The sequence below is a fragment of the Streptomyces sp. NPDC101227 genome, from assembly GCF_044767545.1.
Lineage (GTDB): Bacteria > Actinomycetota > Actinomycetes > Streptomycetales > Streptomycetaceae > Streptomyces.
This window is the reverse complement of the sequence record NZ_JBIWOD010000012.1, coordinates 154326-180253: the sequence shown is the minus strand read 5'-3', so window position 1 is coordinate 180253 and position 25928 is coordinate 154326. Positions and strand designations below refer to the sequence as shown.

22 protein-coding genes are annotated in these 25928 nt (G+C 69.1%); 6 read left to right on the top strand and 16 right to left on the bottom strand.

Translation table 11 applies throughout. The features are described 5' to 3' along the window. Positions 1-222: 222 nt before the first annotated feature. The 4 genes from ACIRPT_RS26865 to ACIRPT_RS26850 form a co-directional block, all read right to left on the bottom strand. On the bottom strand, positions 223-1395 hold the full coding sequence (locus tag ACIRPT_RS26865) for an NAD(P)/FAD-dependent oxidoreductase (protein ID WP_403831673.1): 1173 nt from the start codon (positions 1393-1395) through the stop codon (positions 223-225). An 8-nt stretch (positions 1396-1403) separates the two neighbouring features. After that, positions 1404-1598 carry a ferredoxin gene (locus ACIRPT_RS26860; protein ID WP_403831425.1) on the bottom strand — a complete coding sequence of 65 codons (195 nt, stop codon included), beginning with the start codon at positions 1596-1598 and terminating at the stop codon, positions 1404-1406. A 103-nt stretch (positions 1599-1701) separates the two neighbouring features. After that, positions 1702-2892, bottom strand: coding sequence for a cytochrome P450 (locus ACIRPT_RS26855; protein ID WP_403831423.1), 1191 nt, complete (start codon positions 2890-2892; stop codon positions 1702-1704). After that, positions 2889-3569, bottom strand: a complete 681-nt coding sequence (locus ACIRPT_RS26850) for a DUF3159 domain-containing protein (RefSeq protein ID WP_403831421.1) — start codon at positions 3567-3569, stop codon at positions 2889-2891. Before ACIRPT_RS26850 ends, ACIRPT_RS26855 begins: the two co-directional genes overlap by 4 nt. A 334-nt stretch (positions 3570-3903) precedes the next feature. Here ACIRPT_RS26850 and ACIRPT_RS26845 point away from each other — a divergent pair, with 334 nt between their 5' ends. Both ACIRPT_RS26845 and ACIRPT_RS26840 read left to right on the top strand, forming a co-directional pair. Then, positions 3904-4566 carry a response regulator transcription factor gene (locus ACIRPT_RS26845; RefSeq protein ID WP_403831672.1) on the top strand — a complete coding sequence of 221 codons (663 nt, stop codon included), beginning with the start codon at positions 3904-3906 and terminating at the stop codon, positions 4564-4566. A gap of 1 nt (position 4567) precedes the next feature. Beyond that, entirely contained in the window at positions 4568-6058 is a 1491-nt protein-coding gene (locus tag ACIRPT_RS26840; RefSeq protein WP_403831419.1) for a sensor histidine kinase, read from the top strand. A 333-nt stretch (positions 6059-6391) separates the two neighbouring features. On the opposite strand, the gene ACIRPT_RS26835 is transcribed toward ACIRPT_RS26840, so the two are convergent. Beyond that, positions 6392-6766, bottom strand: a complete 375-nt coding sequence (locus ACIRPT_RS26835; RefSeq protein ID WP_403831416.1) for a hypothetical protein — start codon at positions 6764-6766, stop codon at positions 6392-6394. 470 nt (positions 6767-7236) lie between these two features. Here ACIRPT_RS26835 and ACIRPT_RS26830 point away from each other — a divergent pair, with 470 nt between their 5' ends. Beyond that, positions 7237-8232, top strand: a complete 996-nt coding sequence (locus tag ACIRPT_RS26830) for a GNAT family N-acetyltransferase (RefSeq protein WP_403831415.1) — start codon at positions 7237-7239, stop codon at positions 8230-8232. Positions 8233-8651: 419 nt separating this feature from the next. Here ACIRPT_RS26830 and ACIRPT_RS26825 read toward each other — a convergent pair whose 3' ends face one another. The 6 genes from ACIRPT_RS26825 to ACIRPT_RS26800 all read right to left on the bottom strand — a co-directional run bounded on the left by ACIRPT_RS26825 (position 8652) and on the right by ACIRPT_RS26800 (position 15600). Beyond that, positions 8652-9479: a MarR family transcriptional regulator gene (locus tag ACIRPT_RS26825; protein ID WP_403831414.1), complete on the bottom strand. Its 828-nt coding sequence runs from the start codon at positions 9477-9479 to the stop codon at positions 8652-8654. A 633-nt stretch (positions 9480-10112) separates the two neighbouring features. Then, positions 10113-12251, bottom strand: a complete 2139-nt coding sequence (locus ACIRPT_RS26820; RefSeq protein ID WP_403831412.1) for a hypothetical protein — start codon at positions 12249-12251, stop codon at positions 10113-10115. Next, positions 12232-12669, bottom strand: a complete 438-nt coding sequence (locus tag ACIRPT_RS26815) for a hypothetical protein (RefSeq protein WP_403831410.1) — start codon at positions 12667-12669, stop codon at positions 12232-12234. The genes ACIRPT_RS26820 and ACIRPT_RS26815 overlap by 20 nt, the downstream gene beginning before the upstream one ends. Then, positions 12666-14129 (bottom strand): PrsW family glutamic-type intramembrane protease, encoded by a 1464-nt coding sequence (locus ACIRPT_RS26810; protein WP_403831408.1) that lies wholly within the window; start codon positions 14127-14129, stop codon positions 12666-12668. Before ACIRPT_RS26810 ends, ACIRPT_RS26815 begins: the two co-directional genes overlap by 4 nt. Continuing rightward, on the bottom strand, positions 14126-14518 hold the full coding sequence (locus tag ACIRPT_RS26805; protein ID WP_403831406.1) for a hypothetical protein: 393 nt from the start codon (positions 14516-14518) through the stop codon (positions 14126-14128). Before ACIRPT_RS26805 ends, ACIRPT_RS26810 begins: the two co-directional genes overlap by 4 nt. Positions 14519-15198: 680 nt before the next feature. After that, a complete protein-coding gene (locus ACIRPT_RS26800) occupies positions 15199-15600 on the bottom strand; it encodes an SgcJ/EcaC family oxidoreductase (protein ID WP_403831404.1) in 402 nt (133 codons plus the stop codon). 1033 nt (positions 15601-16633) lie between these two features. Here ACIRPT_RS26800 and ACIRPT_RS26795 point away from each other — a divergent pair. Continuing rightward, the gene (locus tag ACIRPT_RS26795) at positions 16634-17608 is read left to right on the top strand and encodes a hypothetical protein (RefSeq protein ID WP_403831402.1); all 975 of its coding nucleotides are present in this window, start codon (positions 16634-16636) and stop codon (positions 17606-17608) included. A 349-nt stretch (positions 17609-17957) separates the two neighbouring features. On the opposite strand, the gene ACIRPT_RS26790 is transcribed toward ACIRPT_RS26795, so the two are convergent. Further along, on the bottom strand, positions 17958-18818 hold the full coding sequence (locus tag ACIRPT_RS26790; protein WP_403831400.1) for an alpha/beta fold hydrolase: 861 nt from the start codon (positions 18816-18818) through the stop codon (positions 17958-17960). 241 nt (positions 18819-19059) lie between these two features. On the opposite strand from ACIRPT_RS26790, the gene ACIRPT_RS26785 reads away from it, so the two are divergent. Further along, a protein-coding gene (locus ACIRPT_RS26785; protein ID WP_403831398.1) for an IS5 family transposase occupies positions 19060-19904 on the top strand; the annotation gives its coding sequence in 2 pieces (ribosomal slippage) (positions 19060-19402 and positions 19402-19904; 846 coding nt in all). Positions 19905-20905: 1001 nt separating this feature from the next. On the opposite strand, the gene ACIRPT_RS26780 is transcribed toward ACIRPT_RS26785, so the two are convergent. From ACIRPT_RS26780 to ACIRPT_RS26765, 4 genes are all read right to left on the bottom strand, one after another. Continuing rightward, positions 20906-21118, bottom strand: coding sequence for a LexA family protein (locus ACIRPT_RS26780; protein ID WP_403831396.1), 213 nt, complete (start codon positions 21116-21118; stop codon positions 20906-20908). A 105-nt stretch (positions 21119-21223) separates the two neighbouring features. Beyond that, the gene (locus ACIRPT_RS26775) at positions 21224-21745 is read right to left on the bottom strand and encodes an SMI1/KNR4 family protein (protein WP_403831394.1); all 522 of its coding nucleotides are present in this window, start codon (positions 21743-21745) and stop codon (positions 21224-21226) included. Between the two features lie 527 nt (positions 21746-22272). Further along, positions 22273-23058, bottom strand: a complete 786-nt coding sequence (locus tag ACIRPT_RS26770) for a hypothetical protein (RefSeq protein WP_403831391.1) — start codon at positions 23056-23058, stop codon at positions 22273-22275. A gap of 334 nt (positions 23059-23392) precedes the next feature. Continuing rightward, positions 23393-24580, bottom strand: a complete 1188-nt coding sequence (locus ACIRPT_RS26765) for a hypothetical protein (RefSeq protein ID WP_403831388.1) — start codon at positions 24578-24580, stop codon at positions 23393-23395. Positions 24581-25230: 650 nt separating this feature from the next. Between ACIRPT_RS26765 and ACIRPT_RS26760 the strand changes: the two genes are divergently transcribed. Beyond that, positions 25231-25899, top strand: a complete 669-nt coding sequence (locus ACIRPT_RS26760) for an HAD family hydrolase (RefSeq protein ID WP_403831385.1) — start codon at positions 25231-25233, stop codon at positions 25897-25899. The last annotated feature ends 29 nt before the right edge of the window (positions 25900-25928 follow it).

The following is a 25928-nucleotide window of genomic DNA, read 5'->3' as shown; positions in this document are numbered from 1 at the left end:
CACTCTTCGCCCGGTCGCTGTGATCTCCGGCCCGGCCAGCCATTGGCGTCCCTTCTCCGCACTGCGTGACGCAACGATCGTTGCACACGGCCGGGAGTTCCCGTCGTCGAAGAGGAAGGCGGGCAGACGGCACCGATCCGGGCGACGGGGATCCGTCGCCCGGATGCGCGAGCGGGCGTGAGCTGCCGATACCCGCGTGGTGGGCTCGGCCGGCGAGCCGGGTCAGGCGGCGATGGGCGCGGCGATGCGGTCGTGGTAGGCGCGCAGGGTGCGTGCGCTGTTCCAGCCGAGAGCGCCTACGACACGGCCGGCTGCGTGGTAGAGCGCGACGAACTTGCGTGCCTGTGGATCACCGTCGACGTATTCGATGCGCGCCTCCGCGGGGCACCAGCCGTGGAACTGGATCTTGGCGGTGAACTGGTCGGTCCACCCGAACGGGACCGGTGCGTACGGGGTGGCTCCCGTGGGCCCGGCAAGGAGGTTTCTGGCGGCGGTGATGGCTTGCTGGGTGGCGTTGGTGCGCTGCTCCAGCCGGGTCCGCGCGCCGGTGAGGGGGTGCGGCCAGTTGGCGACGTCGCCTGCCGCGTAGATCCCGGGTGCGACCTGGCAGGTGCTGTCGCAGAGCACCCCGTCGCCCAGGGGGAGCCCGGAATCGGCCAGCCAGTCGACGGCCGGAACCGAGCCGATGGCGACCACGACCAGATCGGCGGGGAGCGAGGTGCCGTCGTCGAGTACCACCGCGCAGACCCGGCCCGCCGTGCCGAGCAGGCCGGTGACGCCGCGGCCCATGCGCAGGCGGACTCCGTGCTCCTGGTGCATCTCGGCCACCAGCCCGCCTACCTGGGTGCCGAGTTGCCTGGCCAGCGGGGTGGGTTCGACGCCGACGAGAGTGACGTCAAGGCCGAGGCCGCAGGTGGTGGCGGCGATTTCGGTGCCGAGGAATCCGGCGCCGATCACGACGACGCGCGGCCCGGACAGCAACTGTGCGCGCAGCGACAGCGCTTCGTCGAGGGTGCGCAGCACGTGCACACCGGCCAGGTCGTGACCGAAGGGCAGGTGCCGCGGGCGCAGTCCGGTGGCGATGATCAGGCCGTCGTAGTCCAGCCGGTCCCCGTCGTCCAGTGTGACGGTGCGCGCCGCCGGGTCCAGGTGGGTTGCGCGACAGCCCAGTTTCAGGTGCATCCGCAGCCGTTGGAGGTCGATGTCCTGCCGCAGGATGGTCTTGTGCGGTTCCAGTTTGCCGGTCAGGAGCTGCTTCGACAGCGGTGGGCGGTCGTACGGTGGGCGCAGCTCCTCGCCGACCATGGTCAGGGTGCCGGTGAAGCCTTCGAGCCGCAGGACGTCGGCCGCGGTGAGGCCCGCGGCCGACGCGCCCACCAGGACGATGTGGTCCATGGCAGGCACTACTTCACCACCTCGATGGCCAGTGCGGGGCAGCGGAGGGCGGCGTCCTCGACCTGGACGCTCAGGTCGTCCGACGGCAGGGGGTTGAGCAGGACGACGATGCCGTCCTCGTCGCGCTGGTCGAAGACCTCGGCGGCGGCCAGTACGCACTGCCCTGCGCCAACGCACTTGTTCTCGTCAATGATGACCTTCATCGGGACGTTCCGTTCCGTGTCAGTGGGACTGCGATCTGCCGGCGGCAGCCGTGACCTGCGGTCAGGCCATGGCTGCCGCTGACCATTTCGTGGCTGCTGCCGGCTACCAGGTCACGGGAAGTTCATGGACGCCGTAAACGATCATGTCGTGGCGCATCGGTACGTCCTCCGGCGGCACCGCGAGCCGCAGCGTGGGGAACCGGTCGAACAGCGCGCCCAGAGCCGCCTTCATCTCCACCCGGGCCAGCTGCTGCCCGAGGCACTGGTGGATGCCGTGACCGAAGGCGAGGTGCGGGCTGTACTTCCTCATCAGGTCCAGCCGGTCGGGGTCGTCGGGGAACTGCGCCGCGTCCCGGTTCCCCGATGTCAGCGAGGCGACCACCGGGCTGCCGGCCTTGATCACGTGTCCGTGGAGTTCCACGTCCTCAAGGGCGATGCGGCGCGCGCCGTACTGAACGATGGTGAGATGGCGCAGCAGCTCCTCGACAGCGCCGTCCATCAGCGTGGGGTCGGCGCGGAGCGCCGCCAGCTGCTCGGGGTTGTCCAGCAGGCACATGGTGCCCAGCGCGATCATGTTCGCGGTCGTTTCATGGCCGGCGATCAGCAGCAGCGATCCCACGCCGGCCAGTTCCTCGTCGGTGAGCTCGCCGGACTGCACCAGCTCGCCGAGGATGTCGTCGGTGGGCTCGGCGCGCTTGGCGCGCACCAGCCGGTGGATGTGCGACCGCATCGCCTCCCGGGCCTCCTGGTTCGCTTCCGGGCCCGCGGTGAGGCTGATCATCCTGGCCGAGTTCCGCTGGAACTCCTCGCGGTCGGCGTAGGGCACGCCGAGCAGCTCGCAGATCACCAGCGAGGGCACCGGCAGGGCGAATTCCTGCACGAGGTCGACGGGGGACTCGGCTCGGGCCATCGCGTCCAGCCGCTCGGCGACGAACTGCTCGACCAGCGAGGTCAGTTGCCGCATCCGGCGCACGGTGAACTTCCCGGTGAGCAGCCGCCGGAACCGGGTGTGCTCCGGCGGGTCCATGAAGATGAACATTCCCGGGGGCGGTGTATGGGGGGCGCCGGCCGGGGTGCTGTCCCCCAGCCTGGGGCCTCCGGCGCTGAACCGCGGGTCGGTGAGTACCGCCCGGACGTCCTCGTAGCGGCTGACGAGCCAGCCCGACTGGCCGTCGAGGAGGGTCATCTGGGTGACCGGCTCCTGCTCGCGCAGCGTGCGGTACTCCTCCGGCGGGTCGAAGGGACAGGTCCGCACCGTGGGCTGGGGCTTGATGGTGGGCTGTGCTGCGGTCATGAAGGTGTCCTTTCCAAGGGGTGGGATGTCTCGGCGCTCGGGTGGCTGTCGAGGCAGCGGTGCGTACCGACGACGCGTCGGCAGACGCGCCAGCCCAGCAGGGTGCTGAGCGCGAGAACGACGGGGCCGAAGGTTTCGACCGCGCCGAGGGCGACGGCCTGGCCGGAGAGGAACAGCGGGAGTTGGATGGCAAGCAGCACGTAACTTCCGGCCAAGATGACCAAGTTGCCCCTGATGAACCCCCGCCGACGTGCCGGGCAGCGGCGCCAGCTGGTCCGCTCACCGGTGAGCAGGCCCACCGCCAGGCCCATCGGCGGCCATCCGAGGAGCAACATCACCGGAGTCGCCACGGCCATCACGCAGTGGATCACCAGACTGGGGATGAAGAACGAGGTGGCCTGTCCGGTGAGTGCGGCCAGCGCACCGCCGACGCCGACGATGCCGATGACGCCGAGCGTGCGCCGCACGGGTTCTCCGCGTACCAGTCGCACGACGCAGCCGCCGGCCCCGACCGTCAGAGCGACCGTCAACGCGACGGCGATCCGATGGGTGAGCGACAGGCTCAGGGTGAATCCGAGGACCGGCGCAACATCGAGCGCCCCGCTGCGCAGCCGACCGCGGATCGCGGCTCCGGCAGCGTCGTCACTGTCGGTTTCGGGGTGTGCTGCACGTTCCACGGCTGCTCCTGGCGTCTCGGCGACGTGGTCGTCGGGGTGTCATGGCTCAAGAGAACCCACCCCGGCTGACCTGCCCCGGTCGCCAACCTGACCATTGCCTGACAGTCGGCGATCCCTGCGCGGCCACGGTGTTGTGGACACGTGGAGCCGGGGTGGCAGCCGGTCCGCAGGCGCAGGGAACCCGTGGGCGCGACGGTGCGTTGTCGACGCAGACGCGGCAGCCCCGAGCGGTCGTCGCCGACGTGGCCCCTCCCGATTGGTACCTGTCATGCGCGCCGCTTCACCTGCCGATGGCCTGTCGTTGCCCCGAGGGACCGGGCAGCGAGTGCTGGTCGTGGACGACGACCCGAGGATGGCGGAGCTGCTGGAGACGACCCTGGGCCTGGCGGGGTACGAGGTGACGACTGCGGACCGCGGCGCCGTTGCCCTGAGCGCCTACGACGCCGTCTCCCCCGACCTGTTGGTACTGGACGTGATGCTGCCCGACATGGACGGTTTCGCGGTGTGCCGGAGCCTCATCAGGAACGGGGCGCGGCTGCCGGTGTTGTTCCTGACCGCGCGGGACGCGGTGGAGGACCGGGTGGCCGGATTCGCCATGGGCGCCGACGACTACCTCACCAAGCCGTTCAGCGTCCCCGAACTGCTGGCCAGGGTGCACGCCTTGCTGCGCAGAGCCGGCACGACCGCAGACCCCAGCCCGGTACTCGGCTTCGCGGACCTGACCGTGGACGAACGCAGCCGACGGGTCCGCCGCCGGGGCCACCTGATCGCCCTGTCGCCGACCGAGTACAAGCTCCTGCGGTATCTGCTGGTCAACGCCGAGTACGTGGTCTCGAAGGAACAGATCATGGACCACGTATGGCAGCACCACTTCAGTCACGGCGTCGTCGAGAAGCTGGTCTCCCGCGTCCGGGCGAAAATCGACGCCCAGGCGCCGCCGTTGATCCAGACCGTACGCGGATTCGGCTACAGCCTGCGGCTCCCCGGAGACGGGTGACATGGCCCGCGCACGCCGAGGCTCCCTGCGGGCCCGCCTCATGGCAGGAGTCCTCCTGCTGGCCGCCCTGGGCATGGTGGCGGTCAACGCCACTTCACTGGTCGCCCTGCGCCTCTACCTCGTCGCTTCCGCCGACGCCAAGCTCACCAACGCCCGCGACACCATCCAGCACCGCATCCTGAACCCGCCCGACCGTACGATCGATGCCGACCTCCTTTCCCGGGCTCCCGGAGGGGTCTACGTCGCGCTGCTCGACGAGCACGGCCGAGTGGTCGCACAGACACGGACGAGGAACCTCAACGGCAAGCCCGCACCCCGGCCCAACCTCCCGGCACCGGTCCCGGACGGATTCGCCGAGCACCCCCTCACCCTGCCGGCCCAGGACACGCCCCTCCCCCGGTACCGCGCGCTTGCCTTCCCCGTAGGCCGGCACGCCACGGTCCAGCCACGGCCCGGCGTCGTCCCGAAGCCGTTCAGCACCGTGGTGATCACCGAGAGCCTCGGGCCCACGGATGACGTGGTGTACTGGCTGATCGGCGCCGACGCCGTGGCCACCCTGGCCGCGCTCGGCGGCATCGCGCTCCTCGGCCGCGGCGTGCTGCGCGTGGGCCTGCGGCCGTTGCGCGACATGGCCACGACCGCGACCGCGATCGCCGAGGGCCATGTGGACCAGCGCATCGAAGTCGCCGACCGCCCCTCCGAGATCGGCGAGGTCGCCACCGCCCTCAACCGCGCGTTCGACGAGCGGCAGCACTCCGAGGAGAGGCTGCGCCAGTTCGTGGCGGACGCCTCGCACGAACTGCGCACGCCGCTGACCACGATCAGAGGCTGGGCCCAACTGCACCTGCACGGCCTGGCCCGGGACCCCGAACTGGTCGAGCGGGCGATGCTGCGCATCGAGGACGAGGCGGCCCGCATGCACAGCATGGTCGAGGAACTGCTGCTGCTCGCCCGGCTCGACCAGGGCCGCCCGCTCGCCGCCGCACCCGTCGACCTCGGCAGGCTCGCCCAGGACGCCGTCGCCGATGCCCGCGCACTCGACCCCGGCAGGCCGGTCACTGTCGAGGAACGGCGCGAGGCGTTCGCGCACGGCGACGAGGACCGGCTGCTCCAAGTGCTGCGGAACCTGCTGGACAACGCACTGCGCTACACCCCACCCGGCACCCCGATATCCGTAACGGTGTGTGCGCCGGACGCCGACAACGTCGAGCTGAACGTCACCGACCAGGGGCCCGGCATGGCCCCCGACACCGCCGACCGGATCTTCGAGCGCTTCTACCGCGGCGACGCCTCCCGCACCCCCGGCCGCGGCGGCACGGGACTCGGCCTGAGCATCGTCAAGTCGATCGCCGAAGCGCACGGCGGCACGGTGTCCGTACGCACCGCGCCGGGCGAGGGCAGCACATTCACCCTCACCCTGCCTGCCTGCGCACCTCGCGCCTCTCTGCCCCCTCGTGAGGAGGAGCCCGTCGTCGGCTCAGCGGACTCCTGACCGGACGTGCGGTGGCCCCGCGCACTGTCAGAGAACCGAGCTTCATGGCGTTCTCGCACGTCAAGCGCCATTTCAGTGCACCGGTCCCGATGGATTACCAAGCTCAGGGTGCGGGTCCTTCTGATCCCCGCGACCGTTCCATGACGATCACGCGCAAGCAATGGACAAGCACGTCATGAACACGTCGTGGCGGTGGTTCCGGCATCGCTGAACTCCAGAAACCCCCGGTGCCAGTGGCCGACATCAGACTCTGGTTCAAGTACGAGCGCGAGCCTCGCGCCCTGCCGGCCGGATCGCCGCGAGGCCCCTCTTCGTCGGGTGGGGCGCGGAAGGTCAGAGCGGGGTGAGGCAGGCCTCGTCAGCGCCGTCGAGGACGAAGCCGTTGTCGAATCTGACGCGGACCGTTGCGCGGCTGCCGCGCTCCCGGAAGGCGGTCCACTCCGGCTCCAGGACTCCGATCTCCTCCTCGAGCCGCCTCCTGCTGGCCTCGGGCATGGTGTGGCCGTAGTCCTCGAGGAGCGACGTCAGCCGCTCGTACTCGCGGACCTCGTGGCTCTCGGGCAGCCGGTCGTCGATCCGCTCCACGGTGCCCGCGGTGCCGGCCGCCAAGGACAGGAACCCGACGACGGCACCCGAGGCGCCCGCGACGGCGTCGGCCAGCCCGATGTCCTGCGTCAGCCGCACACGCTGGCCCTGCGTCAAACCCATCGGTCCTCGGTCCCTCGGCTCGTTGCCCTGCGCGACCCGTGCGGCCGCGGCGGTCCCATTATCGGCCCACACCACCTACTCACAGGAAACACCGTTGCGGCATTGAAGAGCGTTTCATTCCGGTGATGGTGTTTTGGTTCGAGGTTCAGGTGTCGCGCCGGTTCGGGGTTGATTCGCGGGTGAGGCATCGGGCTATGAGGTCGATCACGGCTTCGGATCGGCGTGGGTGGGTCTCGCAGTCACGGACGAGGCGGCTGCGGTGCATGAGCCAGCCGAAGGTCCGCTTCTACGACCCGGCGTGACGACCAGGGACAGCGGGCGGCAGGACCGGCTGCAGCCCGGTCCCACGCCTCGTCCGTCGAGTCCCGCGAACGGTCACGCTGCAAAAAACGAGTTCTGCCGTCTGATCGGCACGGCCTACGCTTCCGCGATCGACGACAGCGCATATCCAACGTAACGGGGGTCTTGGTGTGGGCGTGAACTGCGGCAGCGGCCCCGCATCGTGGGAACGGTTGCCTGGCTACGTCTTCCGGCCGTATCGCGGCCACCGCGACCATGACGGGATGGCCGCTGTGCGGCTGGGCTGTGCACAGCGGGATCGGATCGACGCCCGCTCGGTGGTGGAGGGGCTCCCCACGGCAGCCGAGATCGCCGAATCCTGCGCCAAGTTGGACGACCCATCCGAGAACCAGGTCTTGGTGGAGCACGACGGTGGCGTCGTCGGCTACTCGACGATCAGGTGGTGGCAGGAGCGGGACGGGACCTGCTTGTACCTGCACCGCGGCTACCTGCTGCCCGAGCACCGCGGCCAGGGCGTCGGCTCAGCCATGCTCAACTGGGCAGAATGCCGCATCCGCCGGCTCGTGCAGCAGCACGGAACCACACAGACGGCGGTCTTCGGTGCGAACGCCACGGCCTGTGAACAGGAGGCAACGACACTGCTGCTCGAAACGGGATACCGGCGTGTCTTCAGCCTGGTGGAGCTGGAGCTGGTCGATCTCCGACGACTCCCCGACGGCAAGCCGTTGCCGGCCGGCATCCGAGTCGGTGCCGTCGATCCGAGCAGCTACCGCGCGGCCTGGAAGACCGTCGTCGATTCGTATGCGGATGCCGCCTTCACAGAAAGGTGGCCGTTCGAGAGTTTCCTTGCCACGGCCGACCCGACCTGCTGGCGGGCTGCCTGGGACGGAGAACACATGGCAGCGGTCGCCCTGTGCTCCATCCGCCGACACGACGCCACTGTGGGCGAAGTCGAAGAACTGAGCGTCCGGGCAGAGTCAAGGCGTCTGGGACTTGGGCGGGCCCTGCTGCTGGACGGCTTGCAGTGTCTTCGCAAGCACGGTGCGCAGACCGCCCGGTTGTACACCGGGTCGGCGAATCCGCACCGGTCCTACGACCTCTACGAGAGCGTAGGGTTCCAACGCCAGAACGAGTACGTCCGCTACCGCAAGCCGATCGCCGTCTGATCCGACAGAGGTGCTCCGTAGGCTCTCGGTGGGTGGTACGGATTCCCGAAGACTGAGCCCGGCCTGATCGACCGGACAGGTCCTGGCGGGTCGGCGTCGGTGGCCGGCTCGTGGCGGGTGCCGGCCGGACCATGACCGCGACGAGATCGCACGGCTCGTAGACGACGAGGCGGCGCCGACACTCCCGGGGTACCACAACCGCGGTGCCGGGACCTGGCTCTACGAGCGCTCGGGTCCGCTCCGTGCGGCGGCACGCAGATGCAGGCGGGCGGGCCCGGCGGTGCCCACGCCGACCGACTCGTCGGCATCGGGATGCGGTCAGGAAGCCGACCGTCGGGTCGAACACCTCGGGCGCGAAGACCGGGCCGAGAACTCGCCCTACCGGACGGCGGGCTCCTCGTCCCGTTAGTCGCCTCTCGTCACTGCGATCCCGCGGCCACCAGCGTCGCGGTGATGGGTTCGAGCTCGGCGACCAGCTCGTCGAGTTCGGCGGGAGACAGGACGTCGTACGGCGGGGCGGCGAGCTCGTCGGTAAGGGCTTCGATGCGTTGCTTGGTCTCGCGGCCGGCGTCGGTGAACCGGCCGTCGGTGTCGACGAGCCCGCGCTCGCGCAAGCCGTCCATGACCGCGGCCAGCCGCTCCTTCGGCAGGTGATGGATGCGCCCGAACGACTCCGGCGGGTGGATGCCGCGCGCCAGCGCGTCGAGCACGTGGGCCTCCGTGCCGCCGATGCGCGCGCCGACGAGAGCGGCGACGTGCCCGTCACAGCGGTGCTCGCGCAGCATGGTCGCGGAATGCCACAGCCGGGCGACCGGGTCGCTCGGCACCGGAAGCGCGCGCATCCCGGCGTACATCACCCGGCCTTCTGTGGGCGCGCTCGTTGCGGCTTTGGTGGTCAGGTCGGCGGCGCGCACCAGGCCCGGGGAGCCGGCCAGCTCGTCGCCGAGGATCCGCCGTACGGAGGCCGCGCTGCCCCGCTCCCGCGCGGCGACGGACGCCGCGGGCGGGATCGTCTCCCACGCGCTCGGGATGTGCCGCGCGGCCTCCCCGTCGGCGAAGCTGTAGAACGCCGCGTGCACGACCTGCGCCGGCACCCGCCCGAGCGGCGCGGCGCGGCTCGCGAAGTAGCCGTCCCAGTAGGTGCGGTGGCCGAGCGCGGCCAGCTCCTCGTTGCACTCGTCGGCGAAGTAAGTGACCAGGCAGATCGGCTCCAGGAGCTCGAACATGCGGCGGGCGGTGTGAGTCATGGCCTCCATCATGCCCGCGGTCACGCCCGGTGGAGCAGTACGAGCCGCTGGATCAGCTCCTGGGTGCGGCAGTCGAACGTCCGGGGGCGCGCTGGTTGGCCCCGATGGGAGACGAGGTTCCATGCACGGTACGGCGTCGACCTGTGCCGTCCGCTCCAGCTGCGAGGCCGCTGTGCTTGCGGCCAGCCGGTCGAGGACCGGCACTCGGTCAGGGCCTGACCGCACCAACAAAGCGTGTGGCGCGCCCGGCAAAGCCGAGCACCGGAGTTGTCCATCCGGGACGGCCCAGGCGGTAAGGACACGGACAGACAGAGCTGCCGGCGCAGAGCCACCTGAGCACCGAGCTCATCTCAGAATTCGCGGGCGCCTGATCCGCATCACATCCCTCCGCCGCGCGGGCCTGGCGGCTGTCGTCCCTGCCCGGCGAGGTGAACGCCGCGATCTGCGAGGGCATCCACGATCGTATGAGGACCGTTCAGCGGGTCGGGCTGCTGCGGCTGTTGGAGGAGGGAACGCGGATGGCGCGACGCAGTACAGCTGGCTCAAGAAGCCCGGCTGCTGCCGACCGCAGTGCCGCCCCGCGCGAGGTGCTGCGCGAGCAGTGGTCAGCCACGCCGTGGGATCCGGTCGGGCTTACGCGGTGGGGCGGTTGCCGCGGTGGGGGCGGTTGCGGAAGCCGAAGAGGATGGCTGCGAGGGCGAGCAGGATCACCACGAGGAGGGGGCCGTTTCCGCTGGTTAGGCGGGTGGCTTGGTCCTTGAGGTCGTCCCAGAAGCCCCGTTCCGGCGCCTGGACGGAACCGCCCAGCCAGATCGAGCCGTCGGCCGAGGTCACCTGGTGGTCGGTGGAGGACCGTGCGGACTGGGCGAGTTGTGGGTACCGCTTGCGCATGTCCGCCGGGGAGACGCCGGTCAGCCGGACGTTCGTGAGGTCCGCGCCGCCGTACACGTAGCGGGTGATGCGCTTGTACCGCCCGTCGTTGGTCTCCCGCTTGATGTCGAACTCCTTGTTGCGGTACGAGCGGACGTAGTCGTCGAAGACCTTTCTGGGACGCCAATCGCCGGTCATCCTGGCCGGACCCAGATCCTTGGAGCCGATCAGCGAGTCGAACGAGGTCCGGTGCCCCTGTTGGTGCCGCTCGCGCACCCACTGCGCGATGATCCGCGCCATGAACGCGCGGCGCAGCGGCGCGTACTCCGGGTCGGTGTTGACCGCCTTCACGACCTTGGGCAGCACGAGGGTGCGTTCCAGGTTCTCGTTGTGGGCGTTGGTGGACGGATCGGCATTGCACGGCTTCGCATAGGGGTCGTCGATATGGTCCGACTGCGTCTTCACGTCGAGCTGTGCTTTGAGGATGTAGAGCGCATCACCGTCCTGGCGCACCTCGACCTTTCCGGGCACGATCCACATCCGGGAGGAGAAACAGAGGGAGCCGTCCGCGGAGCTTTTGAGTTGCCGCCAGTACTGTTTTCCCGTCGCCGAGTCGGGGTGCAGGATCTTCGCCGATGTGCGCTTCATCTGGAGGTCGGCCTCCAGCATGGCGCGTCCGGCGTTGGTCTGTCCCATCGCGGAATCGACGATGCGGTCCGGTTCGGTGGGATTGAGATTGACCCAGAACTTCTGCGGATCGAGCACCAGCCAGGTACGCAGGTCGGATCCCAGGTTTTTCACCATCCGCATTCCGAGTGCGGTGTCCTGCTGGTAGCCCTTGGGTAGGGGCTGCGAAGAATATGCGTACTGCACCCCGTCTGAACCGTCGGAGAGATAACGCATCTCCAGCGTCGAGAAGTCCACGCCCCCGTATGCGTCGGCACCCGAGTCGGCAGACAGCGCTTGGCCGAGAGCGCCCGACTGCGCGCTCTCGTCGTCGTCGCCACATGGGCCGGCGGCAAGAGGTGCGATCATCGCCATGACGGGACGTTTGTTGCCGTTTCCCATCGAGACGCAGGGGGTTTGCGCGTCGCCCGATACCGGTAGGGCTGTCTCGGCCTGCTGCCCCGCCTGTTCTTGCTCCCGGTTGAGTATGGAATTGGCCTGGCTGTTGAGGGCGTTCACCCGGTTCGCGGACTCCGCCTTCTCCTGCTTGGTCGCGTAGTCCGTTCCGGAAACGAAGTTACTCTTGTCATTGCCCTTGTTGTTCTCTTCGATGGCGCTGGTGAGTTTGAGGCATTCCGCACACCGGCCGCGGTCCGAGAAGCCGGCCTTCGCCCGCTTCATCAGCCTTTCGGTCGCCTTATGGCCCAGGCCGAGGCTTCGGAGGACGGGGTACAGAAATTTGTCGTAGATGATGGCTTCGGAATGATCCTTGCGCGGGTCGTTGACTGCGGCGAACTCCAGGAGTGGGCCGTCTCCCTGAATGCCTATCCGGTCGAAGAGCGCCTCGTTCCCCTCGCGCTTCAGCAGCTTGCCGTACCCGATGTAATAGTCCGAGCGAGAGGGGTTTTCGTCGAATTGCCGTGTGATCGATTCCAGATGTGTGGCCTGAAAATTGCTCACGTCGAACCAGATGACGGCCAGATTGCGGTTGCCGTCATGCATATTGAGTGTGCGGTGCGCTTCGTATCCGGCCCGGCCGATCGGGTCGGCCAGGAGTTCGCGAACGATGTCCGCGAACTCGCCTCCCGCGTCGGGCGCCGCGGACTGGCTGGTCCCGGGGGTGTCGGACGCCACCGCCGAAGAGGCCGGCTGGCCCGCGAGCAGGATGCTGACGGCCAGGAGGGCGGCGCCCCACCGGCCCCCTCGCACGGCGCGGCTAGAGCGATCGGTCCGCACCGTACCCACCCGTTTCCTGTTCGGTACGGCGCGGGGATCCGGCGACCGGCTCCGTCGCGCCGTCCTGCCGGCGGCCCACCGCGACGCCCGCGGCGTCCAGGTAGCCGATCAGGGCCCGGCTCGGGCCGGTGCTGCCGCTCTCCGCGGGCGCGCCGAAGCCCTTCTCGGCCTTCCGATGGGCGCACCAGCTCGCCGCGATGAGGGCGCCGGGAATCAGAACGGCGACCGCGCCGGCGCCGCCGAGCGAGGCGACCGTCGAGCACGTCTTCGGGTGGCTCAGATCGCGGATGTCGAACGACGGCTTGTAGCCGATCCCGACCGAGCAGGCCGAGGCCTGCTGCGGGGTCAGGAGCAGCATTGTGCCGGCGAGGGCGGTGGCGCTGACGGCCGTCCGCCAGGCAGTTCTGAGACCGTTCATGGGGTTACCTCCGGGGGCACGCCCTTGAGCCGCGCGATCCGTGCGCGCAACTCGTCGGCGTGAGCTGTGTTTGTGGGATCGTTCTGCACGTGGTGGCCGGCCAGGTCCAACTGGACGGAGTGCAGGCGGTGCAGCTCACGGGCCGCACGCCAGCCACGCCAGCGCCAGGCGCCCACCACCGCCCACAGCCGCAGCGCGGGCGAGGTCAGGACCGGCACCTCCGCCTGGGTGATGGCCGGGCCCGCTGCGACCTCCTCCGCCACGGCCGCCCTCAGCGCGGGTGCGCGCGCCCGTAGACCACGGACCAGCAGCGCGACGGCCAGAGCGATCAGGGGCAGTTGGGGAAGCAGCCACAGGAACGGGGAGACCACCAGGACGTCGAGCGCACTGCCGACCTCGACGTGGCCCCGGACGAGCCCGGACAGCCACCCCGACACGAGCTCGGAGGCCGTGGCCCCGCCGATCGCCCCCACCACGGCTGCCGTCGCGATGAGCCCGCGCCGCCGTGCCCGGGCCGCGACGCCGAGCCCGGCTCCCAGCAGCGCGCCGTAGGCCACCTGCCCGCCGAGCAGGCCGATCGACTGCCGGATCCAGTACTCGAAGCCGCCGGTCGACCCGAGCATGCCGCCGAGCGAGCCGTAGATCTGCATGTACATGGCGCTCTCCACGAAGTTGAAGCCGAGCCCCACGGCGGCGCCGAGGACCAGGCCGCTCACGGCATCGGTGACGCGGTGGCGGAACAACAGGAAGAGCAACGCGACGCCGCCCGCGACGGCCAGCGCGTCAACGACGCTGAGGTGCACGATCAGCAGGTCGATGGTGCGGAACTGGTTCTCCGCGAGTCGGCTGATGTCGGTGAGGGAGGACTTTCCCAGGTAGCCGAAGAGGGTGCCGAACGCGAGCCCGCTATAGGCACGGCCCAGTCCGAACACGATCAACGCGCCCCAGGCGAACGCGGCCAGCAGTGCGGCCAGCGGGACCCGGGCGAACCGCACCCCGCCGCGCAGCAGGAGCAGGACGAGGGCCGTACTGGGCACACAGGCGAGCACCAGCGGGAAGTACTCGACGACGACCACCAGCGACAGCAGACCGAACGGCAACAGCAGGCACCCCAGCGTCAGCCAGGTCAGCGCCACCGAGCCCCGGTCGGATCGGCGCAGGACGGCCGCCGCGATCTGGATGACCACCCCCGCCACGATGCCCGCCAGCGTGCACCAGAAGACGGCGCGCGGCATGGACAGCAGCCGGTCGAGCGAGCCCGCGAAGCCGGGCATCTTGCCGAGGCCCGCGGGCAGTTCGTAGAAGATCGACAAGGCCGGTTCGTCGGGCAGCACCCGCGGGCGGGTCATGTTCAACAGCAACTCGACCAGGTACAGGACGATCGCGAGCCGAGCGATCATCAGCGCCCTGGTGTGCGCCAGTCGGTCGTCCCGCAGCGGCAAGGAAGCGAGGCTCTTCACGAGCCACCTCCCGTCAGATCGGTCGGCAGGGGAGGCAGGCTCGGCAGGTTCGTGGGCAGATCGGTGGGCAGGCCCGTGGGAAAGTCCGTGGGCAGGTCCGTGGGCATCGAGCCGGGACCCGCCGGTAGGGACGTCGGCATCGGGGGCAGGCTCGGCAGGCCCGTGGGCAGGTCGGTGGGCAGGTCCGTGGGAAATCCCGTCGGCATGGAGCCGGGATCCGTCGGCAACGACGGCATCTTCGGCAGCCGTGGGACGCTCATGGTCGGAGAACTCGTGAGGCCGACGACCAGGGACGCCGTCAGCAGCGCCGCACCGACCAGCCCGCCCGCCAGGACCAGCCGGACCGGTGCCCGGCCGGGGCCCCCCTCCCCGCCTTCGGTGTCGCTCACCGCCGACTCCGGCGGTGACGCGCCGGACGTGTCCGCCATACCCATTTCGCACGCTCCCCCTGATTGGCCATCACTCATCGGAACCCCACACACTCCACGCGGATCCGGCGGAACGCACGGCCAGGGGCGAACACCGCCCCCGACTCCGTACCGGGCCCGCCGTCGGCCCCAGCTACGCCTTACGGAGCCGGCCGATGGTGCCGTCCAGGTCGCGGAGGATTGTCGCCGGCGGCGCTCGCCGTCGACGCCGCCGCGAGGACACCGGCACCGCCGAAGGCCATCGCCGTGGAGATTCCGCCGACGGCCTTCAGGACACCCCTGCCGGTGGCACGGTGCTCGCTCAACGTGGCCTCCCCATCGGGACGTTCCCGCTGTTTCCCATGCTTCCTCGCGGGACTGCTGCTCAGCGGATCGCGCGTCGGTTCCGACGCTGTCCGGTCCACTGTCGTGGGAGGCACTGAAATCCCGATGAAATAGCGATGACGCAGGCGGCGGCCCGGGCGGAGCCGGGCCCGTCGCGCGGTCGCCAGAGAGGCCTCGTACGCGTCCTCCGCCCCGTGGGCGCTCGCTTCCGACCGCCGTCCCGGCACCTGCCTGTCTCTGACCTCCCGTGGATCACGTGAGGAGCCATACGACCGGAGGCCGAGACGGGACCAGCCACATGACCCCTCACGTAAGCCCTAACCGACCCGCACTTCAGTGTTCTGGCACGCCTGCAGCAGCCATCTCCCGTCGGCCTGCCTGGTCATGACGTAGAGCGGAGCGCCCTCCGTGTCACCCTCCGCCGAGTGGTAGATCTGGCGGACCTTGACCACCGCCACATCGGGCCGCAGGAACTGCGTGTACACCGCCTCGTAGGTGACTTCGCCGTCCCAGCTCGCGGTGGGCAGCACGGTGCGGGTGAACTCGGCGATCGCGTCGAAGCCGATGAGCACCTTGCCGTGCCCAGTCGTCCACAGGGCATCGGGATGGAACAGCGCGAGGAATCCCTCCACATCCTTGGCACGCTGGGTGCGCTCGACCGTGGTAACGACCTGTTCAATGGCCTTGATATCTGCGGTTTCGGTATTCATGCGGCTCATCCTGATACCTCAAGTGAACTCGAGGTCAAGGCCGTGGCCGGATCAGTCGCAGGGGCAAGTCCTGTACCAGCACTTTGGCGCTCCGGTCACGGCACTCCACTGACACCGGCTCTTACGCACCTCGGGCTCGCTTCCGGACGCGGCAAACGCCTGCATCCCCCGTGTCCACGCATCCGCCGGGCGGCTTCAGGGGGCGAGTACAGCAGTGCGGGTGAGCGCACGCGGGCAGCACCGGACGGAGGGCACAAGAGGAGCGGCCCACATCTCCATCCCACATCTTGATCGACCGGCATCAAGCCGGATTCGACCGTCGTGCGACCGGGGCCTGTCAGTCCCACCAACTACCGTTGAAATACGAGGGTGTTGGCCAAGTGGCGCAAGGTCCCATCCGGTGCCAACGGAACTAAGACCGGGCGCCGGGCGTCGTTATCTATGCACCCTATGAGAAGAGCGGGGGCTGATAGGGCATGGGGCGCCGAGAGACAGACGTGAAGAGATGTCCCCTACGCATCGTCGCCGTCGCCGGAGTGCTCGTCGTCGCCGCAGGCTGCGCGCACGGAAGTCCCGGCGAAGCCGGATCGGTGCGGCCGTCACCGACGTCCAGTTCCTCCTCGACAGCGGGTGGGGCAGAGAGTGGCGCGGGGTCCGGCGGGGCTCTGGGAGGTACCTCGGGCGAAGATCCCTCCGGGGGCAGCGCGCACGGGGGCGGCTCCGCCAACGGCGGCACGGGCGGCGGCAGCGTCGGTGACGGCGGTCCCAGTTACGGCGGGGATCCGGTGCCGCCGGTCGAGCCGCCACCCAAGGATCACGGTCGACCGCCGGCGGGCGGCGGCGTGGATCCGACCGGTGGCGGCGATGGCGGCGGCGGAGACGTGGGGGGCGGCAACGGTGACACCGACGGCGCGCCGGGCAGTGAGACCTGCCCGCCCTCTGAAGGCTCGCCGTCCCCGTCCGAGTCCCCCGACGACACGCCTTCGGCCTCCCCGGATGCCGCCCCGTCGCCGACCGGTACCTGCCCCTCCCCGACCGGCACATGAGCGCCACCCCGGCGCCCCCGCCCGCGCCCTCCACGCCACCGGTGGAGGGCGCGTCCGGCCCTGGGCAACGTACGGCAGCGGGCCTCCTCGGCCTCGTCATCGCCCAGGCCTCCTTCCTCGTGGCCATCATGTACTTCCTCGGCGCGGTCTACCTGAGGGCCTACTACAGCTACTTCCGCCTGGACTCCTTCAGCCTGGGCTTCGGCTTCGCGGAGACGGCGATCCAGAGCCTGAACATCGTCAGCGCCCCGATGGCGATCGTCTGCGTCCTCGCTGTGCTGACGGCCCGCCACCTTGCCTCCGCGCCCACCCCCACCACGTCCTCGGACATCGACGGGGAAACAGCCCGGGAACGCCTCATACGCACAGCGGAACGAGCACTGCGAGCCCTCGCCCGCGCACATCTCTATGTCATCGGAGCCGGTTTCACCCTGCTGCTCCTGTGGCCCTGGCTCGACGTGTTCAGATGGTCGGCCCCGATTCTGCTGGGAGTTGGCATACTCCTCGGCCAGAGCCCATGGGCCACACGCCGGACCACGGACGGGCGGGGCACTGACGGCGACTCCCCCACCCCGCACGCCGCACCAGAGACAGCGCCCTCCCCCACGTGGAGCCGGGCAGTGCCGGTCTTCACGGCCGGCCTGCTGGTGACCTGGGGACTCAGCCTGGCCACCGGCTCACTCGGGGAGGAGGAGGCCCGGGAGGCCGCCGCCAGCATCGTCCGCCGTCCCTCCGTCGTCCTCCTGAGCACGGACCGTCTCAGCCTGGCCGGGCCCGGCCTGAAGGTGACGGACCTGGGCGCCAAGACCCACTACCGGTACCGCTACACCGGCCTCCGCCGCCTCATCGAACGCAACGGCCGCTACTACCTCCTCCCCCTCGGCTGGACCCACGCGACCGGCCCCACGTACGTCATCCAGGACGGCGGCGATCTGCGCGTCGAGCTCTTCCCCGGCACCCAGGACCGGTGAGGCCCCGGATCAGGGTGGGCGGCGATGGCCGCCGGGCGACAAGGCTCCGCAGGCGAAGGCGGCCCGACGCGGGGCGATGACCGCGGACCACGGCCGGGGAAAGGGAAGCTGACTGCGATGCACACTTCGGCTCGACCTGTTGATACCGGCTCGCGCAATTGCCGTTTCCCGTCTTGCGGAAGCGGCCGTTCGGAATCGCGCTCCACTCACCGACGGTGCGGCCCGAGCCCCCGATCCAGTCAATGTCCTCATACAGACAGAACTAGGACGCTTCGTTTGGATCACTGGGCAAACCACAGGAGGGTGCTTGCGGTCACGCTCGTTGCTGGTGCCTCGGCGCGATGATGCGTCACGCGGGCGGGAGGGCTGAGTCCCAGGCGGCCCGAGCACCAGCGGTGTCCGCCTGCTGCCGGTCCACGAACTCGGTCAGAGTACGGGTGAACACTTCGGGCAGTTCGAAAGGCAGCGCATGCCCGCTGTCCAGCGCCAGGTAGCGGGCACCGGCGATGGAGCTAGCCAACTCCTTTTGGTGGTGCGGTGGGACGATCAGGTCCTGGGACCCGGACACGACCAGGGTGGGCGCGGTGATCCGGGCCAGTGCCGCGGTGATGTCCACCCGTGTGTTCAGCTCGGATTGGCGGGCCATGCCTTCTGCGTCGAACAGTTCGTTGAAGCCGGCTACGCCCTGCTCGAAGTCCTCGATCCGGCGCATGGTGAGCGTCCCGGCGCCGATCGCGGTGACCTGCAGCACCCGCGAGAGCAGGTCCTTGTCCGCGCGTAGCAGCCGCTGCCACAGGTCGAACTGGAACTGCTGCCACGGGTCGGTCACTGCCCAGCCCGCATGTAGGAAGAGGGAACGCACCCGCTGGGGGCGTTCTCCGGCGACAGCGGCTGCGACCGTCGCCCCCAGGGAGTGCCCGGCCAGGTGGAAGGTGTCCAGGCCCGCCGCATCCACGGTGCCCAGCACTTGGGCGACCAGATCGTCGACGGTCAGCGGTGAGCCGGTGTCGGTGGTGGCGCCCGAGCCGGACAGGGTCGGGGCAACGATGGTGTAGCGGTTCTTGAGAGCGTCGATCACCGGGCCCCAGTTGCCCTCGGGTGTGGCGCCGGTCCCGTGCACCAGCACAAGGGCCGGGCCCGAGCCGGTGACCAGACAGTTGACGGCGCTGTCGCCACCGGAGATTGGGACATGAACGGTCGTGTACGTCATGGCGGTTGCGCCTTTCAGTCGCGGGCGGTCGAGACGCTGAAGGCCCAGGTGTCGGCGATTCAGGCTCGGCCAGCCGGGGTGCAGAGCAAACCGGCCGGTCACCAGGCTCCTGGCGCCGAGCGTGGACGGGAGCAATTGATTGCGTACGCGCTTTGCAAGCGTGCACAATACTTGCATACGCTCATTATTGGCGCAATGAGCCGGGCGGATTCGATTCGATCGGCCAGTCGTTGGGCCGGGTGTGCCGTTGACTGATGCGCAGTGGGCGCGGATCGAGCCGTTACTTCCGGACCGAAGACTGAAGCGGGGTGGCCGGTGGCGTGACCACCGGGAGGTGATCGATGCGATCGTCTGGAAGTTCCAGACCGGATCACAGTGGGTGCACTTGCCCGAGGAGTATGGCAACTGGAGGGGTGTCTACAACCGGCTGCGGATGTGGGCCGCCGACGGCACATGGGAGCGGGTTTTCACCGCGCTGATGGCCCAGGCCGACGCCGACGAGGATCTGAAGTGGGTTGTATCGGTGGACTCCACGATCGTGCGAGCTCACCAGCACGCCGCCGGGGCGCGCACAGAGGGGGCCCGGTCGGCGAGCCGGACGACCACGCCATCGGCCGGTCCCGCGGCGGACTGACCACGAAGATCCATCTCGCAGCCGACGGTGGCTGCCGGCCGCTGGCCTTCGTCCTGACCGCCGGACAGGCCGGGGACGCCCCCGCTTTCGCGGACGTGATGGCGCATGTGCGCGTTCCCCGCCGCCGCGGACGTCCTCGCACCAGGCCGGACATCGTCCTGGCCGACAAGGCGTACTCCTCACGCGCGATCCGCGAGCACCTACGCAGGCGCGGTATTCGAGCCGTCATCCCCGTCCCCGCTGATCAGTGGGGACACCGTGTGCGTCGGGGCAGTCGCGGCGGCAGGCCATTCGCCTTCGACCGCGAGGTCTACAAGCAGCGCAACACCGCCGAGAGGTCCATCAATCGCCTCAAGCAGTGGCGAGGCATCGCCACCCGCTATGAGAAGACCGCAACCATCTACCTGGCCGGACTCCACGTGGCAGGCATCTTCCTCTGGTCCGCCCGATGATCCAAACGAAAGCCCCTAACTGGCTGCGCTGGCTGCGGAGCGTGCGAAGCCGGGCGCTTCCCGCCGCCCTTGCCCCGCCTGCGCGGAGGCGCTGAGGCAAGTCCCCGGAGCAGCCCGGCGACGTCTCGTCCAGCCCCACGAACCGCCGCCGCCAGCGGACCGGCTCGTGCACAGCCTGGTGGTCCGGATTCACGGTGACGTGAGCGTTGATCAATCGACCGCGCCAGGATGCACCGGGCGACGCGGATGAACTGGCGGATCCTTCTTGAGTATCGGCTCGCCGGGCCGGGCAGCTTCCCGTTTGGTGGACGGCCGCAGCAGCGGGATGCCAGGAGGGTCGCGAACCTGTTGTCTTCGGCCGGTCCCGTCCTCGGACCGCATATTTCCCTGTGTCTCCGCCTCCTACGGTGCCCCCGAGGCACGCATGGGGCTGCTCATTGGTCGGGCATGCTGACCTGCAGCGTCCGCTCGGCCCTGCGGCCACGAGCCCGGCCCGGATCCGACGCCGCCCCCAACTCAGTAACACCAACCACTCACAAGAACAGGGGAAGGAGGGTTGTCGCAATCCGCCCGAGCTCACCATTCCTGGTCACGGCAGCAATTTACTCTCCGTAACGGGTCCACTAACGGGTCCACTAACGGGTCCACTAACGGGTTCATTAATGAGTCCTCTAGGAGGTCCTGTAGGGGGTCCTCTAGGAGGTCCTCTACGACGCCTCCCGTGGAGCGGCGGCCATTCCCCATGGAGAAGGCGGACGACTCAGGTACGCGACTGGTTGGCTTCCGGGGAACGGCTGCCGCACGAGTTCACCTAGTGCGCGGGCGACCGAGGTTGGCTCGCACCCGCCGCACGGAGTCACCGTCCGTCCCTCGGTTGCCCTCGATAAGCGGCCAGAGCGCATTCGCACCCGCGCAATGAAGGCTGCGGAGATCTCGCTCGTCCCCCACCCATCAGGAAGACAACGCGGGCCGACCACAGCGCACGCGCGGGCCCCGGACGACTAGCCCCGCACCTGGTACGACTGGCTGCGATGCGGGGCGTGGGTAACAAGCCCGCGGCGTTCCAGGGCCTGAAGGTGGTAGGCGACCGTCGAGGCGGACAGGGCGACCGCCTCGACGATCTCCGGTATCGGGAGCGGGTAGCCGGCCTCGTCGATCAGCTCCCGCAAAGCCTGCACGATCCGGCACCGGCCGTCGGTGACATGAACGCGCATCGCCGGGCCTCTTCGGCATCCGGCGCCAGGTCGCCTGCTTGAGCGCCCGATAGCTGTAGCTATCAGGGCGCCGCCTCCCAGCTCGGCTCCAGATGCGGTACACCGTCACTCATCTTCGCCGGAGCCGGGCTTGAACGTCGTGCCGAGGTGGTACTGCGCGATGCCGAAAGGTTGAAAGTCGGCATCGGCAAGGACGCGGTAGAGGAACTCCGAGGTGGACATGTCGTACCGATGCCATCCGCCGACGTCATTGGATCGCGCAAGGACGGGGCACTCGCCCGGCCGCTCGGCATCGATCAACCAGCAGTACTCGTCGGCCCATTCGGTGGAGCCCCACTCAACCAGCCCCTTGCCGCCCGGCGCATAGACCGCATACGGATCGACGGCGGAGACGCCTCCGAGCTTGCTGTCCTGGTCGACCGACAAGGAGACCCGCCACTGTGTCAGGAAGTCGAACGAGACGCCCTCGTCGCGCCCCAGAAAGTAGACGGAATCACTGAAGACGCCGCCGCCGAACACCTCATAGAGCTCCTTGTAGTCCGCCGGCAGCGGAACCCCCAGCTCTCCCTCGATCGCCGCCCAGTCGACGCAGATCCCGAGCGGCTCCCACCCGGTCAGTTCGATCACTCGCTGAACCCACATACAACAATTATTCAGCACCGGTTTTCGTCCCGATGCTTCTCACCCCCCTCCCCCTCGACCCCCTCGTCACCCACGTCAAGATCGGCAGCTGTGCCACTCACCCGACCATGGCCGGTTCCTCAGCCCGGGCTCGGGTGCTGGCGAGAGCGGATTCGCGGAATCTGAACGCTGGTGTGTGCCGAGCCCGCGGGTGGCTGTGGCTCCGCGAGGGGAAAGCCGAGGAGATTTCGCTGGCTGCCAGCGATGTCGGCTCCAGCAGGGAACGTTTGGCCCGGTCAACCTTCCGCGCCGGGCCCGCGTCTTCCCCCACGACCGCCCTCACATGCCCAGGAGAACAGATCGTGGCCGACAAGGACGTTGAGCAGCCCGACGAGCGGGGTTACATCCTGGGGCCCTGGTGGGCGGACCTCGGGACGTGGGGGGGCTGTCGCACTGATCGTCTTCGGGGGCCTCGCGGCGGCATGGGTCTTTTTCCGGCTGCCCGGCACCCCAGAGGTGTCGGCGTCCGGCTATTACGGGGCCTCTAAGATCATCGCCATCGGACTGGTGACTGTGGGATGCACCTTGCTGGGCCGCCGTCGCACCCGGGCCGCAGCCATCGAGGAGAGCAACGAACGGGAACGCGTCTGACGCCACCGGCCGGTGAGCAACATCAGACTGCGGCGACTTCCTGAATCCCGCAAAGCCGCGCAGGTTACTGGCCGAACTCGCAGAATCCACAGGCAAATCGGAGAACTCCTCGTACAGCGGGGCGAGGACGTTGGCCGCAGCGGTGTCGGACAGGTACGCGGGGCGACGCCGAGCATCAGCTCCCCGATCACGTGCGTGCTGACGGCGAGGTCGTCGACGAAGCGGCGCAGCGCGGCGAGCGTGGGATCCGCCGGCGGATCGGCGGGCGGCGCGCTGCGGACGTCGCGGGCCGCTTGGCGGACCACCACGCGCACCGTCGGCTCGGAGAGGGCATCCGGGCCACAATCGGCGAGCGTGGCGAGGCGGCCTGTGATCAGCCGCGCGATGTCGTCCGTACGGCCGGAGACGGCGATCAAGGCGCGCTGGTACCGGCCGTAGTCGAGCGCGGCTGCGGCGGCCGGGCCGGTGTCTCGCGTGCGAGACAGATCGGTGCCGGCGGCGAGGGCGCCGTGGATCGCGGCCAGGGCGCGGGCGACGTCCAGGAGCCTGCACGCCTGCGCACGGAAGATGCCGAACTCCACCTCGCAGTGCGACGCCCAGCTGGCGTGACCGAGCGGGAGCCAGACCCAGGCGGCATGCACGTCCCGGACCCGGGAGGCGAGCACCACCACGGAGCACTGGACGTCGTGCAGCGCCTCGCGCAGCCGTGGCCGTCCCCTCCCGGACCTGCGCCGCGGTCAGCCGCGGCTGCGGCCCCCCCCCAGTTGCCGGCGCAGCTCGCTGTGGGGGTCGCGACCGCAGAAGATGGAGTCGACCTTGAGCTGCCCACTTCCGCTCATCGCGGTGGAAGTCCACACAGTTGCACGATCAGCCCTCACATGACCTGGCCCAGTTGTCCCCAAGCAGGCACGCATGGCGGCACCATCAAAGCTGGTGAACATTCCGCAGGCCAGATGATCGCCAACTGCCGTCCAGACTCATCGACAAACGCTGCCCTCTCCTCTACTGGATGTTCAGCAGGTGAGGGTGCATCGGGTCGATGGGGCAAATGAAGATCCGCAATGCGCCCCACCGACCAGGAGTCAAACCGGTTGGCCCGCAGGCGCCCACTTGGTTGGCCTCAGAATCCTCGACAGGGCGCCAGCTCTTGGAGCCACCGTCCCATTCGCTGCTGTCGAAGCTGAGCAGTAGGTCCATCGACGCTCCGCACCGACAGTTGACAGGCGCCGGATCGGTCAGGTGCCAGGATGCCCAGCCGCCGGCCTTGCAGCCGGGGGCGATGGACAGGTCGTACTGGTAAGAGAAACCGGTCTCTTCCAGCCACCGCTCGTCGTGCGCGTCGAGGCGCTCGCAGAGCGCATCGGGTAGCAGGTCCGCGTACTGATACTCGGTCACCTGCTCAGGGTGCAGCACGCATGAAGTGGGCAAGTAAGCGTCGTGTGTATCCCGGGGCTGCGGCGGCACACTGCCGGGCGCGGAGGACACCTCGGACGCGCGCCGCCAGACGAGGTGTACTGACGGGCCCCAGTAAAACCGTGGCTGGCCCGGCAGATCCTGGTGATCGGTGGGGCACCACAGCACCTGGAGGAGGTCGGTGCCTGAGGGGAAGCGAACGGTCGGGATATCTCGGGCGTGCATCTGGCCGACGGCCACCAGGGGGTTCGGCTCTCGATGCGCCTCGGACTCGTACCACTGGGTGGTGTAGTCGGTGAGATCGAAGGTCGCGCCGTGGCGGCTGGATGCTTGGTCGAGCAGAGCGAACTCTTCCGGGCTGCGCCGACCGCCGCGCCCCGCCCCCTGCTGCGCCTCCCGCTTGGCCTGGGCCTGCTGCAACGCGATGACGAGCGCGGGGGCTATCGGTTCACTTCGCTGCACCATACGAGGCGCGGAACAAGTGGGCCACGGCTCGCTGGCAGGCCAGAGCAGCGGACCGCCGATCGAGCTTTCCGCGGCGCCCGGAGCGCCGGGTCTCGGGTGGAGCCGGGTCGTCTCCCTGTCGTGGGCTGCCAGTTCGGGCAGTACGGCGGTGACGTCAATGGGCCGTGGCGGTGTCGTGCGGGTCAACGTTCTGCTCTCCCAAGGCTGCTGCGATGTGAGGTTGTCGGCGCGCACGCTCATCACGGATGAGGCGCGACCATCCACCTGATCTACTGGCGCCTGTCCGACTACGCCGGGCATCACTGATGCCACGGGTCGGCAGCGCCTGGACAGACGCAAGCAACATGATTCATGCCCGCTACATCACCCAACAGCACTACGAGCGAACACAGTGATCCCTCCGGACTCACCCCTAGCTGCGCACCAACCCCTCGCCACCAGGTGTGGGCGCAACGTCCCAGGCACCCCCGACACCCCGTCCGACTCCGCGTACCCCGGGCGGGCTGAAGCGTCCATTTGCCCGGTCGCCTTGGCCTGCTCCAGCCAGCGCCACACCACCAACGCCCTGGGAAGCCCAGCCCCCCGGCCGGCCCTTACCTCGTGATTCCCCCAAACAACCACTGACCAGCCCCGCACCATCCCGCCCAGAACGTCACCACCGACTCTCACCACCACCGACACCAAACCGAGAGATCGCACGCAGGCCGACAAACGGGCCACCAACCTCGCCGGCGCCACCCAGTTCTACGAGCGGGGGCACTTGAACGTGCCCCCGCAAGCATGCCGAGACCGTCCCTCTCCGAGGACGGGTGGGAATTGCATTGGGGCCGTACGCCGGGCCCGACTGATGCTCATCGGCGGCCTGGTCGCCTGCAGGGTGTATCCGGTGGTCTGCTCGCCCGCCCCGAGCTAAGGACTGTCCCGCAACGGCCAGCCTGATGGGCTGATGGCATGATCTCGGCGTGACCACCGAACTTACGCCGCCAGGTTCCGCGAAGTATGTCCTCTTTGATGTCGACGGAACGTTGATCGACGCGGTGGCCAACCAGCGTCGGGTCTGGGAGATGTGGGCGGCGCGCTACGGACTCGACCCCGCCGCGGTCTATCAAGTGGCGCTGCGAACGCGGCCTATGGAGACCTTCGCGGCGGTAGCGCCGAAGCGGGACCCGCGCGAGTGCCTGGCCGCGCTGCATGAGCTGGAGGATGAGGATGTCCGGTCCGGTGTGTATGACGCTTTCGACGGCGCATCAGAGTTGCTGTCCGGCCTTCCCTCGGGCTGCTGGGCACTGGTGACCTCGAACTACGAGCACCGGGTGCGCGGGCGGTTCGCCCGGACCGGGCTACCGGTTCCGGGCGTGCTCGTTGATGCCGCCGCGGTCGCGGAAGGCAAGCCATCACCGGTTCCCTACCTGCTGGCCGCCGAACGACTCGGCGCCAAACCGGACGATTGCCTGGTCATCGAGGACGCGCCGTCAGGAGTCGAATCCGGGCTGCGGGCCGGCATGACGGTGTGGGGAGTCAACACCCCGGCGCCCGTAGACGGCGTACACCGCCACTTCGCCAGCCTGCGCGAGGCAGTACCCGACATCCTCGCCTTCACAACTGGCTCGCACCAGGACTCCACAGTCTGAGCGTCCTGCTCATGGTGGCCCGCCGGGCA